General features: G+C 47.7%; 13 protein-coding genes, 2 tRNA genes and 2 rRNA genes. 7 read left to right on the top strand and 10 right to left on the bottom strand.

Annotated features, from left to right (window positions below; translation table 11 throughout):
• The 7 genes from HMPREF9447_RS22495 to HMPREF9447_RS22525 all read right to left on the bottom strand — a co-directional run.
• Positions 1–363 (bottom strand): 23S ribosomal RNA (locus HMPREF9447_RS22495); the annotation flags it as partial.
• 136 nt (positions 364–499) lie between these two features.
• Positions 500–573: transfer RNA gene (locus HMPREF9447_RS22500), tRNA-Ala, on the bottom strand.
• Between the two features lie 28 nt (positions 574–601).
• Positions 602–675: transfer RNA gene (locus HMPREF9447_RS22505), tRNA-Ile, on the bottom strand.
• A gap of 188 nt (positions 676–863) precedes the next feature.
• Positions 864–2,387: ribosomal RNA gene (locus HMPREF9447_RS22510) — 16S ribosomal RNA — on the bottom strand.
• A gap of 926 nt (positions 2,388–3,313) precedes the next feature.
• Positions 3,314–3,787, bottom strand: a complete 474-nt coding sequence (locus tag HMPREF9447_RS22520) for an N-acetylmuramoyl-L-alanine amidase (protein WP_009132092.1) — start codon at positions 3,785–3,787, stop codon at positions 3,314–3,316.
• 13 nt (positions 3,788–3,800) lie between these two features.
• On the bottom strand, positions 3,801–3,902 hold the full coding sequence (locus HMPREF9447_RS28610; RefSeq protein WP_009130907.1) for a smalltalk protein: 102 nt from the start codon (positions 3,900–3,902) through the stop codon (positions 3,801–3,803).
• Between the two features lie 65 nt (positions 3,903–3,967).
• Positions 3,968–4,474: an HU family DNA-binding protein gene (locus HMPREF9447_RS22525; protein ID WP_009132093.1), complete on the bottom strand. Its 507-nt coding sequence runs from the start codon at positions 4,472–4,474 to the stop codon at positions 3,968–3,970.
• A 293-nt stretch (positions 4,475–4,767) separates the two neighbouring features.
• On the opposite strand from HMPREF9447_RS22525, the gene HMPREF9447_RS22530 reads away from it, so the two are divergent.
• Positions 4,768–5,019 (top strand): DUF4248 domain-containing protein, encoded by a 252-nt coding sequence (locus tag HMPREF9447_RS22530; protein WP_009132094.1) that lies wholly within the window; start codon positions 4,768–4,770, stop codon positions 5,017–5,019.
• Positions 5,020–5,034: 15 nt separating this feature from the next.
• Here the strand turns inward: HMPREF9447_RS22530 and HMPREF9447_RS22535 are convergent, their stop codons facing one another.
• From HMPREF9447_RS22535 to HMPREF9447_RS22545, 3 genes are all read right to left on the bottom strand, one after another.
• Positions 5,035–6,801, bottom strand: a complete 1,767-nt coding sequence (locus tag HMPREF9447_RS22535; RefSeq protein WP_009132095.1) for a bifunctional DNA primase/helicase — start codon at positions 6,799–6,801, stop codon at positions 5,035–5,037.
• Between the two features lie 123 nt (positions 6,802–6,924).
• Positions 6,925–7,995 (bottom strand): DUF7833 domain-containing protein, encoded by a 1,071-nt coding sequence (locus HMPREF9447_RS22540; RefSeq protein ID WP_009132096.1) that lies wholly within the window; start codon positions 7,993–7,995, stop codon positions 6,925–6,927.
• Between the two features lie 133 nt (positions 7,996–8,128).
• On the bottom strand, positions 8,129–8,392 hold the full coding sequence (locus tag HMPREF9447_RS22545) for a hypothetical protein (RefSeq protein WP_167549133.1): 264 nt from the start codon (positions 8,390–8,392) through the stop codon (positions 8,129–8,131).
• A gap of 676 nt (positions 8,393–9,068) precedes the next feature.
• Here HMPREF9447_RS22545 and HMPREF9447_RS29175 point away from each other — a divergent pair.
• From HMPREF9447_RS29175 to HMPREF9447_RS22575, 6 genes are all read left to right on the top strand, one after another.
• Complete coding sequence (locus HMPREF9447_RS29175; protein ID WP_009132098.1) at positions 9,069–10,391, top strand: DUF3575 domain-containing protein; 1,323 nt, start codon at positions 9,069–9,071, stop codon at positions 10,389–10,391.
• A gap of 1 nt (position 10,392) precedes the next feature.
• A complete protein-coding gene (locus HMPREF9447_RS22555) occupies positions 10,393–10,776 on the top strand; it encodes a hypothetical protein (protein ID WP_009132099.1) in 384 nt (127 codons plus the stop codon).
• A 56-nt stretch (positions 10,777–10,832) separates the two neighbouring features.
• Complete coding sequence (locus HMPREF9447_RS22560; protein ID WP_009132100.1) at positions 10,833–11,768, top strand: DUF5119 domain-containing protein; 936 nt, start codon at positions 10,833–10,835, stop codon at positions 11,766–11,768.
• A 65-nt stretch (positions 11,769–11,833) separates the two neighbouring features.
• A complete protein-coding gene (locus HMPREF9447_RS22565; protein ID WP_081589806.1) occupies positions 11,834–12,868 on the top strand; it encodes a fimbrillin family protein in 1,035 nt (344 codons plus the stop codon).
• Positions 12,869–13,070: 202 nt separating this feature from the next.
• Positions 13,071–14,057, top strand: a complete 987-nt coding sequence (locus HMPREF9447_RS22570; protein ID WP_052315226.1) for a fimbrillin family protein — start codon at positions 13,071–13,073, stop codon at positions 14,055–14,057.
• A 62-nt stretch (positions 14,058–14,119) separates the two neighbouring features.
• Positions 14,120–15,712, top strand: coding sequence for a fimbrillin family protein (locus tag HMPREF9447_RS22575; RefSeq protein ID WP_009132103.1), 1,593 nt, complete (start codon positions 14,120–14,122; stop codon positions 15,710–15,712).
• Positions 15,713–15,766 lie beyond the last annotated feature (54 nt).

Raw genomic sequence — 15,766 nt, forward strand, 5'->3', positions numbered from 1 at the left:
GGGTTATCACCGTCTATGACTGAACTTTCCAGATCATTCTACTCACTAACTGTCTTCCCACAACGTGGTCCTACAACCCCATTTATGCCGTAACATAAATGGTTTGGGCTATTCCCCGTTCGCTCGCCACTACTAGGGGAATCATTATTTATTTTCTTTTCCTACAGGTACTAAGATGTTTCAGTTCCCTGTGTTAGCCTCCATCTAAGATGGATGATACGTCTTCAACATACCGGGTTGTCCCATTCGGAAATCCGCGGATCAAAGGTCATTTGCACCTACCCGCAGCTTATCGCAGCTTATCACGTCCTTCATCGCCTCCGAGAGCCAAGGCATCCGCCATGCGCCCTTGCTTACTTTTAGTCTTACCTAGCCGTATGGCTCGATATATACTTTCAGCTTGTTAATAACTTTACTTTTTTTTGTACATCATGTCAAAGAACGGTGCTTCAATTATTAACTATTAATTATAAACTATTAATTAACAATCAAAACGGAGTGGAGAATAACGGATTCGAACCGTTGACCCCCTGCGTGCAAAGCAGGTGCTCTAGCCAGCTGAGCTAATCCCCCGGGAAAGAAGCAAAGCTTCTTCTCGAAGTAGTCCCAGGCAGAGTTGAACTGCCGACCTCTACATTATCAGTGTAGCGCTCTAACCAACTGAGCTATAGGACTGTCGAGTTCAACCTCGCCTTGCGGCTCGGCTTCTTCTTTCTCATTATATCTTTTAAATAAACAATTACGCGTAGTCCAAGAGGTTCTTATGGTAGCATTTATGAAAGAACCAACTTTTAAATCATTTAATTAAGAAAGGACTATTATTTTTAATCCGCAATTCTCAATCTAACAAAGCGTCGCTCCAGAAAGGAGGTGTTCCAGCCGCACCTTCCGGTACGGCTACCTTGTTACGACTTAGCCCCAATTACCAGTTTTACCCTAGGCCGCTCCTTAACGGTTACGGACTTCAGGTACCCCCGGCTTTCATGGCTTGACGGGCGGTGTGTACAAGGCCCGGGAACGTATTCACCGCGCCGTGGCTGATGCGCGATTACTAGCGAATCCAGCTTCATGGAGTCGAGTTGCAGACTCCAATCCGAACTGAGAGAGGTTTTTGGGATTAGCATCACGTCGCCGTGTAGCTGCCTTCTGTACCCCCCATTGTAACACGTGTGTAGCCCCGGACGTAAGGGCCGTGCTGATTTGACGTCATCCCCACCTTCCTCACATCTTACGACGGCAGTCTCTCTAGAGTCCTCAGCATAACCTGTTAGTAACTAAAGATAAGGGTTGCGCTCGTTATGGCACTTAAGCCGACACCTCACGGCACGAGCTGACGACAACCATGCAGCACCTTCACAACTGCCCGAAGGAATAGATGTTTCCACCTACGTCAGTTGCAATTTAAGCCCGGGTAAGGTTCCTCGCGTATCATCGAATTAAACCACATGTTCCTCCGCTTGTGCGGGCCCCCGTCAATTCCTTTGAGTTTCACCGTTGCCGGCGTACTCCCCAGGTGGAATACTTAATGCTTTCGCTTGGCCGCTTGCTGTATATCGCAAACAGCGAGTATTCATCGTTTACTGTGTGGACTACCAGGGTATCTAATCCTGTTTGATACCCACACTTTCGAGCATCAGCGTCAGTTACAGTCCAGTAAGCTGCCTTCGCAATCGGAGTTCTTCGTGATATCTAAGCATTTCACCGCTACACCACGAATTCCGCCTACCTCTACTGCACTCAAGAAACCCAGTATCAACTGCAATTTTACGGTTGAGCCGCAAACTTTCACAACTGACTTAAGCTTCCGCCTACGCTCCCTTTAAACCCAATAAATCCGGATAACGCTCGGATCCTCCGTATTACCGCGGCTGCTGGCACGGAGTTAGCCGATCCTTATTCATATGGTACATACAAAACAGTATACATACTGCACTTTATTCCCATATAAAAGAAGTTTACAACCCATAGGGCAGTCATCCTTCACGCTACTTGGCTGGTTCAGGCTCTCGCCCATTGACCAATATTCCTCACTGCTGCCTCCCGTAGGAGTTTGGACCGTGTCTCAGTTCCAATGTGGGGGACCTTCCTCTCAGAACCCCTATCCATCGAAGTCTTGGTGGGCCGTTACCCCGCCAACAAACTAATGGAACGCATCCCCATCGATTATCGAAATTCTTTAATAACAAAAAGATGCCTTCTCGTTATACTATCCAGTATTAATCTTTCTTTCGAAAGGCTATCCCGGAATAATCGGTAGGTTGGATACGTGTTACTCACCCGTGCGCCGGTCGCCAGCAATGTATTGCTACATCCTGATGCCCCTCGACTTGCATGTGTTAAGCCTGTAGCTAGCGTTCATCCTGAGCCAGGATCAAACTCTTCATTGTAAAAGTATTATTAATCGGTATTACTACCGGTTGTTGCTCTGTTCAGGACGCTCGGTTTATTAAAAGTTTTCAAATCACCTATATATATAAGTTACTTGACGGTTCTTTTTTTATACCCAAGATTAATCATTTGACTGAGTAATCTTGCTCTTGTACTACTTGTATTGTTTATGTAAATTATTCAAAGATCGCTTCTTTTGGAATTGCTTTTCTTTTCAGAAAGCGGATGCAAAGGTAAGAACTTTTAAGTATATCTTCCAAATATTTTCGGAAGTTTTTTTTCTTTTTTTCTTTTGCTCGTCGTCTCTCTTTGCGAAAGGGAGGTAAAAGGAAAAGAGAAAGGAGTTCTTAACAACACCGGTTTCTTAATCAAAAAGTCAATCATCGATTGCAGTCCTTTCGGAAAGCGGGTGCAAAGGTAAGAACTTTATTACATTACTTCCAAATGTTTCCGGAAGTTTTTTCTTTTTTCTTTTCCCATGCGTTATTCTTGATTAAAAGAATAGCAAAAGAGAAGAAAAACGTTAGGGTTCTTACGCCGTTTCTGTCAGAATGTCAATTGCAAGGCTTACCATCTCTTGGAAAGCGGATGCAAAAGTAGTCGATATTATGATTCGCTCCAAATATATCTACCATTTTTTCACTATATTTCGGAAACTAATTTGTAATACGCTGAGTGATAAGGATGTTGTAGAACATAATTTTAAGGAAGGGCGTGAATGGGCACAAGGCACTACACATAATTATATTATGCGCGATGCGCGCGTGCGAAAGGCGAAAAGAAGCCGGAGGCTATGCTACTATAATCAGGCACGGATATGCCATATAGCAAATTCGGTATAAACTCGATACAGAGTCGGTTCAAATTCGGTTAAGACTATGATTTTAATAGTTTAAACCGAATTTGCTACATAGATAATAAGGGTTTAAATGAAAGAAGGATTGGGAGGAGGCGGTTCCTGCAGAATGGTGGAGGCATCGAAGCAGGGACATTCTTTTATCCACTCCTCCGGTTCTATTTCACCGTTATGGTTCAGGTCGGGACTGAGGTCGCGATGACCGACTAACCTACTACCCGGATAATCTTTCAACAGCAACATGACCAACACGCGAAGGGAATGTTTCTGAAAATCGGTCCGTGTATCAGCAGGACGGCCATTTGTATCCAGACCGCCTTCATAGCAAATACCGATGCTGCTTGCATTATAGCCTTTCGCATGGGCTCCGGGCTTTTCAACAGGACGAAGGCTTTTAATGTCCCCATTCTTCCTGATATAAAAATGATAGCCTGCGCCGGAGAAGCCCCGGCACAGGTGATCAGTGGTTAAGTCAAATTCCGTATAGCAACGGTCAGCGCGGGTGGCGCTGCAATGAATGACGAGTAAATCAATCTTTCGCATGATTACGAATTTATCAGCGGACGCCCGTCATGGCATGTGCACTCAGCACGCCAACTAAAGCAGAAGCCACAGCAATAATTACTTTCAAAATCTTGTCCCAAGTCGTTTTTTTCATACTCAAATTAGTTAGTTATTAGTGATTAATGATTAGTGATTAGTGGGCTGCGCAGCATTTCATTCCTATCCCAGTGGGTCCTCTTCAAGTCCTCCTTCTCCACCCGAATTGCCACCGCCTTCACTGCCCGAAGAACCATTTTCGTCTTTCGGTTTATGAAGCTCAAAGGAGATATTGTTCGGAGCACTTCGGGTGGTGGCGACAGCTTCATTCACCAGGCGCAAACTGCTGTCGGTAAGAAAGCGAATGTTCACCTTATCTATATTCTTCACCGTGCAATCATCCACTTTTTCAGTACCGATGCAGTGGAAAGTGGTGTAAAACACTCCGAAGCCGTCCAGCTTCACACTGTCGCCATCCGTCAACTTACGTTTCAGATTGCGGACAACAGCCTTTATCACATGTTCCACATCCTCAGCAGACATGCCTCCCATCTCTTCAATCTCCTGCGAGAGCCGCTTGATATCAAACAAACGAGAGGTTTTTGCCTTACGCTTGAGGTAATTCAATTGCGGGGAAGATTTATCCCCGACTTTCTTGTAGCGCAACGTGCGCTCTACAATTACTGCCATACTTATTAAAAGGTTTAAGTTATAAAAAAATAAGTTCTGTGTCACGGAACAAGAAAAGCAAGATCCCGCGGTGATATGCTCTTCCCGTTTCGTGGAAACAAAGGTACGACGAAGGAAAAAGAAGAAATCCTATTCATTCCGTTCCGATAGCTTTCAGTAATAATAAAGGATTAATAAATAATTGTAAGGTAAAGCAAAGGCATTACATTCAATCTTTCCTCCCCTACCCCTTGCATATATCACCGAAAATACTTAACTTTACGTCAGATTTAAGAACCATAACCTAAACTTTAATGATGACAGAATCTGATGTAGAATCTTCGTTTGAAGAAGAATTTCAATTCCGAAGCTACGGAAAAGGAGAACTCGCAATGCTTTACATTCAAGGCGTACAACAGGCAAGCGCCGTAAAGGAATTCAATGTATGGATACGCAAATTTCCGGGATTAGAACAAAGACTCATGGAGACAGGGATGAACCGTACCGCAAGGAAATATACACCCTTGCAGGTACGACTTATTGTGAAAGCGCTCGGAATACCGTGAGGAAATTGAGAATTCTCAACTTATCCAATTTTTGTTATCAAACTGAGTATTCGCCGGGCCGGGATTATCACCCGTACTTTCTTCACAGGGGGAATAACGGCCGTTAATGACGTTGTACACAAATGTGGCTTCTCCGGGGCTGCCCAGATGCTTGAACTTCACCTTATCTATATGTATCCGCACCATACCTTTCTTATCGTCACGTTCCACAACGATGCCGAAGTCGGCTTTGTTATAGAAATCAGAGGAGCCGAAGATATCGTACATCTCCACGCAGGGCGTGATACCCGTCACCGGGTTGCGATTCATCTTGCGTGGATGGGCAACGAGGATGACCAGACAATGGTAGTGGGTGGCAAAGCGACTCAGACTATTGAGTAAGGAAGAGAGGTATTGCAGCTCGGTTTGCCCCTGGGGCAGGCGCTGGTCGATGCGGTTCAGAGGGTCGATAACCAGAATGCGGATGCCTCTGCGCACTACCAGTCCACGGGCTTTGGACAGGATGGTGTCTATGGAATAATCCTCATCGCCCGGAAGGATGTGGCAGACGTTATCCGTGAGGAAACGCACAGACTGTTCGTAAAGCTCTTCCGTCATGCCGATATGAGGGTTGAAACCCAGACCCGTAAGTTTCTCTATCAATTTGCGGTGGTGATAGATGATGGGCATGTTCTCGGGACTGAAATAGGCTATCTTCCACTCGTGCCGCAGGCAGAGGCGGATGACCAGTTCGTCCACCCATTCCGATTTCCCGTCACCGGGACGGCCGCTCACTATCATCAGGCGTTGCAGTTCGAGCGTGCAATATTTGTCGAAGTTCGGCCAACCCGTTTCGGCACCGCCCGCCATGCCGTTCTCGTAGAGCGCACGCAACTCCTTGCTCACATCATCGGCGGTGAACACACCTTCAAGGGGGATTTCTTCGGCTTGCGCCAGGCAGATGCCGAGACTGTCAGCGCCATATTTGACTAAATGTTCATTACCGTCCTTGCAGCCCGGACCGAAGTGCACAATCCGGCAACGCTCCGCGCCCAGACGGCGGACAAGCTCTTCGCGAAGTTTCAGGCCGGCGGAGTCCTCGTCTACGGCGATGTAGACGGTTTTCTTATCCTCGAAGTGAGTGGGGATGAAACGGTCCAGCCACGCCAGATTGCTATTGGCACCACTGGGCACGGAGACGGTGTCTTTCCGGCCGATGGTGATGAAGGAAGCGGCGTCCAGTTCGCCCTCGGTGACGATGCATTCGGACGTGTTCAGGATGCCATCTATATTATAAGGGATAAGTTCGGCGTCCTTCACCATCTTGAAGTGCTTCTGCCCGCTGCGGAATTTGGTGTTTACCAGTTCGCCGTTCTCGAAGTAGTTGAAGCAGATGCAGTTCTCTTTTTCGCCGGATTGGGGCATGAATTCTTCCTGTTCGGTGATTTGCAGGTAGCGGATGGCGGATTCGGAGAGGCAGCGGACGAGTACGAGATAGTGCCCGGTCTTCTCGCTCAGGGACAGATGGGTGGGGTCGAAGACAGGGCGATGGAAGTGGGAAGGCAGTTGATGCATCCGCTGGCGGTATTCGTCTTTTTGACGACGCTCACGCAGTTCGGTTTCGTCGGGAGCGTAGCCTTTCCAGCCACAGTGGTGGCAGAGGAATTTTCCGTTGTCAAGGTTGACAGACAGGGATTTGTCGCGTTTGTTGCGGCGGGTTTCGCGACATTGCGGACAGGTGGTTTTGATGCGGCCGGCGGTGCGGCGGCAGGTGTCAATGCCGAAGGAATGAAAGTCTCTCATAATTAGTAGTACTTTAAAATGGTAATAATGCATTTATTTGTCCCGTGAAACGAATATTTTTGCCCCGTGAGATGAAAGTTTTCATCTCACGGGATAGATTTTTTCATCTCACGGAGACAGATTTCACTGTCTCACGGGACGAATTTTCGCTTCAGGAAGCACCCATTCTTTCGCCGCATCGTTCCAGAGGGCATTGTCCGCCGGACGTGGAGGGGCCTCGTCGGGGATGGGGCAGCCCATGTAAGTGCGTCGGCCGCCTATGCGCTGTTCATGGCAATAAGGGTTGGAGGCGGCGGAATGCTTTGCGGCATCCAGTTTCAGAAGTGCCTCTCGCAAGGTTTGCGAAGTGCGGCAACCGGGGGCGGTGAAATTGGCAAAGTACTGGTGCACATCGCTGAGAGTCAACAGACTGCCGCCTTTGTCGTAGAGCAGGATATGATGCATGAAGAGCTCGACGGCTTCCCGAAAACGACGGCGCAACAGTTCGCCGTAGCCGCTTTTCATGCAGGCAACTTCCCCCCAGGCGCTGTCCGGTGACAGGCTGTCCACAAGTTCCCGCCAGGGACGAACGGGGTGAAGGGAAGAAACAGCATCATCAACAGCAGCAACAACTTCATCAATAGCAGCAGGATCTTCTTTTTCTTTTGCTGTTGTTGTTATATTCTTTATATTCCTTTTTTGCTCGTTGACATAATTCGGTAAAGCATTGATTTCTTGTGCATTAACATCAAAATCCGGGTTACCCGTTTTTGCGTTTTCATCAACTCTTGCCCCCTTTTCCGTCGAAAACCGTTCGGTTTCGTTCGATTTTGCATCACTCTTGGGGCACTTTTCGTTGTCTTCATTCTCATTTTCGCGATTGTTTCCGGGGGTACTTTCGCATGCATGTCGGCGGGTTTTGCCCTTCCACCTTACGGAATCTGCATTCAATTCCACAGGTACAAAGAAATCGCCGTCAAAGGCGAAAAGCTCGAAATCGGTGATAATTCTCATCATATAGGTATAGGTGAATTTGCGGCAGGCGAAAGGTTTCAGATAAAGAAAGCAGGCCCGGGCATCGGGCAGCAGGCTCAACTTTTCCATGATGTACCAGTAGGTGCCGTAGCCTTTGCTGCCTTCTTTATCAATCATGGCTTGAATACGGGGATCATTAAATGACATGATTCCGTGTTGGAAATAAAAATGCTTGTTCATTTACTCTTGTTTTTGTTAGTTTGTCCTTTTTGACTTTGTAAAGGTCGGTGTTTATTTCCAAATGGCAAATTAGCCTTTTCCGCGTGAAAAAGGCTAATTTTTGATAATTTCAGAGGAAATACCGCAATTCCTCTCAAGGCACTTCTGAAAGGAGGTTATTAAGCTCTGTAACAATACTTTCCGCAGATATCGATTTGCTCTTGTTACGATGGTTCTCCACAAAGAACATCAGGGCGAGAACCGTCGCCCAGGTATCCACTTCATGAGACTGGCAGGTGCCCGTATCTCCATTCTTATGCAGGAGAATCTGCCGTGCCACAGCTTCCAAAATACCCTTTCTACCACTGTCTATGTGGAACTTATCCGAAAGGATCAGGTCAAGTACTTCGGCAATCACTGCCAGGTTCAAATTCTCATCTCTGGAAACGAACAGATAGCGGGGGCTATCGATGATTCCCGTTTTTTTAAATTAGTAGTTTTCATACTGTTTTTTCTAATTTCGTTTAACAATAGAATCAATAAATTAATATTGACGCGCGAAATTAAACATTTATTAATGGAGTAGAAAAATAAAAGAGAGATATTTGTTCTAAAAAATAAAATAAATACCCGTAGGTTGAAGAAAGGAGAATTGGATAATAATAGCTATGACAACGGGGAATTCTCACTTGAAAAATAAATATATAGAGGTACGTACATGCGTGTACCTATTATGTGCAGAGCGAAAAAGTAGGGAGATTAGGAACAGATAGATAAAAGTGAGAGTTTTTTTATGTAAACTATGTTTCAAGAAAAATGGGGTGTTTTTTAAACGTTCGTTTAAAGGACACCTCCCGGAAGGGCTTCCGATAGCTCCCGAACTATAAGAAAACTGAATGTTAATATGTTATTTTTATTTTATTTCTAACCTTTTGATAGATAGAACGATATATAAAAAACTATATAGAACGCTAAGTTAATTCAATCAAAATAATTTGTATATATTGAAACATTGATTACTTTTGTGCACATAAAACGAACGTTTAAAAGACGACTGCCGTATATCATTTACGACAAAACTAAGCAAACAAACGATGATTAAAATGTTGCTATTCATACTGATATTACACATTTGTCCCTTATTGATACACGCACAAAAAGAGACAGCTCCGGTTTTTCTACCAAAAACGCAGAAAACCGGAAAAAGTGTACCCGGAAGAGTGGTAAAACTCGTATTCAGTTTCCCTTCGGACAGCTACAAAATAGCCCCTAACCATCAGGATAACAATCACGTAGCGGACAGCCTCCGACTACTACTTGCCGACCGTGTCCTGGCGTCACTCATCGACTCCATACACATCGCTGCATCCTCCCAACCCTATGGGAGTAGCTTCTACAGCCCCCAGACGGCCACATTGCGCGCCCGGGAGGTAAAGGTACTAATCATGGAAAATTGCATACAAAACAGTTCCTTTCCCATCACCATATCGGCACAAACCGCCCCCTGGAAAGCACTCCGCCGACCTGTGGAGCAAGACACCCTGACTCCCTGCCGCAACGAAATACTGCAAATACTGGCGCTGGACAAAAACGACTGGCAAATAGGGGAAAGGGTGAGGAAATTCAATGTAGGCATACCATACGCCTACGTCCGGCAAACCTTGTTGCCGCAAATAGGAAACAGCGCGCAATGCATTGTATATATGCGCCCCTTGAAGCAGGATGCCGGGATGGAACGGCCGGAGGCAATAGCAATACCAGGCCGGGCGGGGCAAATCAGCATGCTGCCCATGCAGCTTGCCGCAAGCGGGAAGACAGGGAAGACCGGAAAGAAGACTCCCGGGATAAAAAACAGCGCAAAAGGAAGAAACGGCGCCGATGGCAGGACATCCTTGTTCGCCCTGAAAACCAACCTGCTTTTCGATGCCGCCCTCATGCCCAACGTGGAGATAGAGATACCTCTGGGCGGAAGATGGTCGCTCAACGGTGAATACCTGTTCCCCTGGTGGACGGCAGGGCACAACAAATACTGCCTGAAAATCCTGATGGGCAGCCTTGAAACCCGAATCTGGCTCGGTAACCGCCACAGGGAAGTGCTGACGGGACATTTCCTCGGCTTGTATGCCGCCACGGGGAAGTACGACCTGCAATGGAAGGAGAACGGATATCAGAGCCAGTCGCCCATCGCCGCCGCCGGACTGAGCTACGGATGGGCCGCGCGCATCGCGCGCCACCTGCATCTGGAACTGAGCATGGGCGTGGGACTGCTGCACACCCGCTACCGGCATTACCGCATGCACAACAATTACCGGACACTGCTCTGGCAGGAGAACGGAAACTATACCTGGCTGGGACCCGCCAAAGCGAAAGTCTCCCTGGTATGGCTGCTCACACGGAGAAAACATAAAAATAAATAGTATGCTGACATTACGAACACAGAAAGCCATCGCGCTGATGCAGGACATCGCATCGAGGCGTGGAGGGTCGGCCCGGGAAACATACCGGATTACTCCCGGAGAAATGGAGGAACTGCTTGCCTGCCTCCGGACGAAAGGGCTCATACTGCCCGGACAGCCGGACGGGGAGAAAAGCGCAAACCCAGCCGACGGTTACCGCCTGGCACGCCCGCTGAGGGAAATATCCCTGCTCGACGTGCTGGAAGCGCTGGACGAGCACCTGAACTGCAACCGCCCCACCACCGAGGAGTTCTACTTCCATTACAACCGGGTGGCGCCGAAACTGGGTGTGGTGAACCACATGACAAGGCTCTACCTGGAAGAGATAAAGCTGTCGGAATGCTGAAGGACATCATAGGAAGAAAATGAAGAAGAGAAACCGGATAAACGAATAATTATCAGATGAAACGAATGACTATCATAGGATTGCTGCTACTACTGCTGCTGTGGCTCACGGCCTGCAAAGACCGCGAACTGAGCTATGCCCTGCAAGCGGAAGTCACGGTGACAGCCGACTGGAGCGGGGCGGGAATGGAGGAGGAAAGCAATTACGGCGCAACGCTCCTTTTTTATCCCCAAGACGGCGGAGAGCCGCGCTTGGCGCTGATGGGTGACCGCAAGCAGGCAACCCTCCGGCTGGCAAAAGGGAGTTACGACGTGATACTCTTCAACCGCTCGTTCGACGACTTCGGCTCGGTGGCTTTCCGGGGGCAGGACCGTTTGGAAACGTTGGAAGCCTACGCCCGGAAGGTGGAAACGAGAACCGGCACGCGCGTCATCGTGTCGCCGCCCGAGAAGATAGCCGCCGCCGTGATGCGGGACTTCGACGTGGAGCAGGAAAAGTGCCGGCTGCACCTCGAACCCGTCCTGCTAACCCGCAAGATGGAAGTGAGGCTGAACGTGAAAGGCCTGCAAAACGTGCGGCGGGCACGGTGCGTATTGCAGGGAATGCCATTGTCCATGCTGCTGCACAACGGGCAGGCAGGCAGCGAAACGGGCGGACAGGAGTTCGCCCTGGGAAACCCCGCTTTTGAACCGGGTTCGCTGACGGATGGTACGCTCACCGGAACGCTGAACACCTTCGGGGCGGAGGAAGAAACCCTGCACGCCATAGAGGTCGAAGTGCTGCTGGTGGACGGGAAAACCATCGTGAAGCAGACCATGACCGACATTTCCTTTAAGGAGGAGACGGACGGGGAAGGGAACATCGTGATACGGCTGGAAGCCGACATACCCGAACCCCTTCCGGACGTGAAGCCCGAAGGAGGTTCCGGTTCGGGATTTGACGCCGACGTGGACGACTGGGACGAGGAGCATACGCAGGAAGTGCCCGTCTGATGTAAGTATATTCAAGATAATATGGATACAGAATACCAATTTATTTATTTTATAATTAAACGACAATGAGAACAAGACAGTGGTTAATGGCGATGGCTACCCTGACGATAGCAGGGTGCTCGCAAAATGAGATTGTGGAAACGGCACAGCCCGGGAATGAGGCTGTAGGATTTAGTGTGTACTCGGGGGTGCATACAAGGGCGGCGGTAACGGATTACAACGCCATCAAAGGTGAAAATGTGGGGTTTGGGGTAGTGGCAATAACAAGTGGAGGTGTATTGCACATGAAGGATACAAACGTGAAGTATTCATCAGAAGAGACTCCCGGGTGGAAGTATTCTCCCGCCATCTACTGGCCCAATGACGGGAGCTCGTTGAGCTTCTATGCATTTGCTCCCTATAACGGTGCAGGCGTAAGTAGAGGGGTAAGCAGTGCTGACTTTGAGTCTACCACTGCACCGTCCGTCACCCTCACCTTGCAGACTCCCAAGAAGATGGTGGACTTGGTAGCGACAAAGGCGGAAAGCAAGACAAGCGAGGATGGCGCAGTATCGCTCAAGTTCGCGCATGTGCTGTCAAGGCTGGCGTTGAAAGCGCATACTTCGGTGGATGATGCAAGTACGGAAGTGAAGGTTACAGGGTTGAAGATAATAGGTAAGACAGCCAACAGCAGTAGCCTGTTCTACAAATCGGCTAAATACGACATAAAGAATGATAGCTGGACGTTAGCCGATGAAGGTAAGCAGGGAGATGACTGGACAATTATTGCCAGTGGAGTGTCCGACGACACCTATCCTGCCGCAACCGTGACAAACACTTCTGCTTCCATTTTGGGAAATGACGAATATCTGTTCCTCATCCCTGTAAGTTCGAGCGATGTAACGGATGCCATCAAGATGGAACTGACCTATACAGTCACCACGGGTGGTATCACTACTTCCACTACGAAGACGCTTTCCTTCACAAGCGGCAGCAGCTTCCTGCAAAAAGGAACAGCGTATGCGATAAACTTCGAGATCACATTGAATGCAATAAGCTTCACTGTAGACGAAACAGGTTGGGACTGGAGCGCAGACACTACCGTCAATCCCGCTCCCTAAGAATGCGAATTCAATGAAGATACTTCGTTTCGGCGGATTTGTAATCCGCCGAAAATGAGTATAAGGATTTGTAATCCACTATAAACCAATGAAGATTCATACTTGTCGAATTACAAATCCTAACACTAAAACAAGCGAATTACAAATCCGCTTGAATGGTCGCTTGAACGGTGATACTCTTACTAATAATTTAAAAAACGTAATGAACAACAATCTCAAAATCTGGATAACAGCAGCACTCGGAGCAGGCTGTCTATGCGCATGTGAAGGAGAAACTTACGATTGTGCCGGACAACAGCCAAGCACTGTTCCCATAAGTATCGCCCCTGCCTTGGCGGCACAAACGCGCGGAACAGACATAACGACCGACAACTTCACAACATTCGGCGTGATGGCCTACTTGAGCCAAGGTAGCGACTTCAACACGACTACCTCTACTCCCAACTTCATGTATAACCAGAAAGTAGAAAAAAAAGGCAGCGCTTGGGAATATACACCCCAAAAGTACTGGCCTGGCAATAGTGGAGACAAACTAAGTTTCTTTGCCTATGCCCCCTACAATGCCAGCGGGATAAAAGTACCCGACAACAACGCCACGGGATATCCGCGCTTCACTTATACCGTATCAACGAAGGAAGCCGACCAGACAGACTTGCTTGCCGCCACTCCGCTGATGAACCGGACGTATGCATCGACGACAGGAAACAGCGTAACCTTTAACTTGAAACACGCTCTGACCAAAGTTATATTCAACGTCCAAAGCGAAATAAATATAATAGTGTCCGCCTTATCAGTAAGCGCTTGGACAACATCAGAACTTACATTTACTGATAGCGGCTTCAGTTGGGAAAACTATACGGGTACACAGGAATTTACAGCATCCTTAACAGAGAATAGCAGCGGCATACGAGTGACAGCCAATGCAGCCACCCCCTTGGAATTGGCAGCCTTCTTCCTTCTGCCTGATAAAACTGGCGCCACATTCTCCCTTACCTATCAGCAAGATGACGAAAACCCGGTAGTGATGACCGGCAACGCATTTCCTGATACCCCCACATGGGAACAAAGCCAAAGGCTGACCTATCTGCTCAAAATAAAGAAAGACGGGGTTACTGTATCATCATCCGGTATCGGAGAATGGGAAAGTGACGGAGAAGCAGTAGATGTGACAGGCACCACCCCTCCTTGAAAACAACAAAACAGCCCTCTTAATCACTAATAATTCCTCTTCATTAATTGAATATAAAAGAAATGAAACAACCGTTTTTATACCAGCCTCTATTCATTTTCCTTCTTCTTGCAGGACTATGGAGTTGCACCGACGAAGTGAATGCGCCCGGCAGCGATACCGAAAAACCACGTACCCGCCTCACCATAAACGTGACCGATAATGGCTACTATGCCTCTACCGGCAAGCCTACTACCCGCACTAAACAGGACGACTATCAGACGATATTTACCCAAGATGACCGGATAGGTCTATATGCCATAAAGGACGGGGCCCTCGTAGAGGGTTACAATAATGTTTGCATCACCTACGACGGCACTCAGTGGACATTACCCGAAAACACCGACCTGACTTATGAAGGAAAAGGAATTACATACTACGCCTACTATCCCTATCAGGATAACCCGGAAATAGACCTCTCAGCATCCGAAGAATCAGGATTCTTTCAGACTATGATATCTGGCTGGACTCCCGATAACAGCCAAAGCGACGACGCATATACTTCACAAGACTTGATGACAGGCACCGGCACATTAAGCGAGAGACAATCTGACGGCTTCCGCCTCCTTACCGTCAGCCTGACACACCGGATGGCGCTGGTTGTGATAGAGTTTCCGCACACGAGATACCAGCTCGATGTAGACCCAAAGTATGCGTGGTTTATCAATGTTCCTGAGGCTGCGTTTACCAGCTTTTCTCCTTATAGGGAAAAAGACAGCAACGACAAGGGAACAGGCAGCTACCGCTATTTAGTAAAACCCGGAAATTCAGGAGGTTCAACTCTTTCGGGCAGTTATACAGCGACTAATGGGGTTACTAAAAATTGGGAATTTACCCCCACTGCCATCACAGCAGGGAAGTACAGAACCTACAAAGTGGATGGAGGAAAGACAACGATAGAGCATCCCTTGCAAGTGGGCGACTTTTATTTGAATGATGGTTCGCTGATAGGCAAGGATAAGTCTCTTACTAATGCCCAGAAGACTGCTTGCCTCGGCATTGTGTATACTTTGCAAGACATAAGGAAGGATAATTGCGGTCTGTTGGACAGTAAGTTCCCTCGTGGAACTCATGGGTTGGTTGTTGCCAAAAGACATCAAGGTAGTGGTGACAAATCCGTTTGGTCGGGTGGTGATCTGGCTAATTCACTAAGCAGCGTTTGGCCAGACAAACCTAAAGACTACGAAGGCCTTACAGATACAGACAAGATGCAAGGATACATTAATACAGTATTTCTACAAAAATACAGTTCAGGTCAGCTTGCATTGACTTTGCTAGCTTCATACAGGAACAATAATGTTGCTCCTGCAAGCAGTAGCGATTGGTATTGCCCCTCACACCTGGAAATAAGGATTATGTGTCGGGGAGAAGAAGAGGTGAATGTGGCAGGAACTGTAACAAGAAGAGATATTTTGAGTACACAGTTAGGAAAATGCAGTGGAGACGCACTTAATAGTGGTGGTGGTCGCCGCTACTGGGTAAGTTCGCAATCAGGAGGTAACTCATGGCTAATGGCATTCCTCACTTACGCAAGCGATGGTCATTATGCGGGAAACATCTATCTAACATCTAAGGGACATCGCTATTCTCATCTTCGCTTTATATTGGCCTTTTAAAATATATAGAAAAAAACTGCTCAGCAGGGCTTTTGCATTGCCAATAAAGTGGCT

It is taken from the genome of Bacteroides oleiciplenus YIT 12058, from assembly GCF_000315485.1.
In the GTDB taxonomy this organism is placed as follows: Bacteria; Bacteroidota; Bacteroidia; order Bacteroidales; family Bacteroidaceae; genus Bacteroides; species Bacteroides oleiciplenus.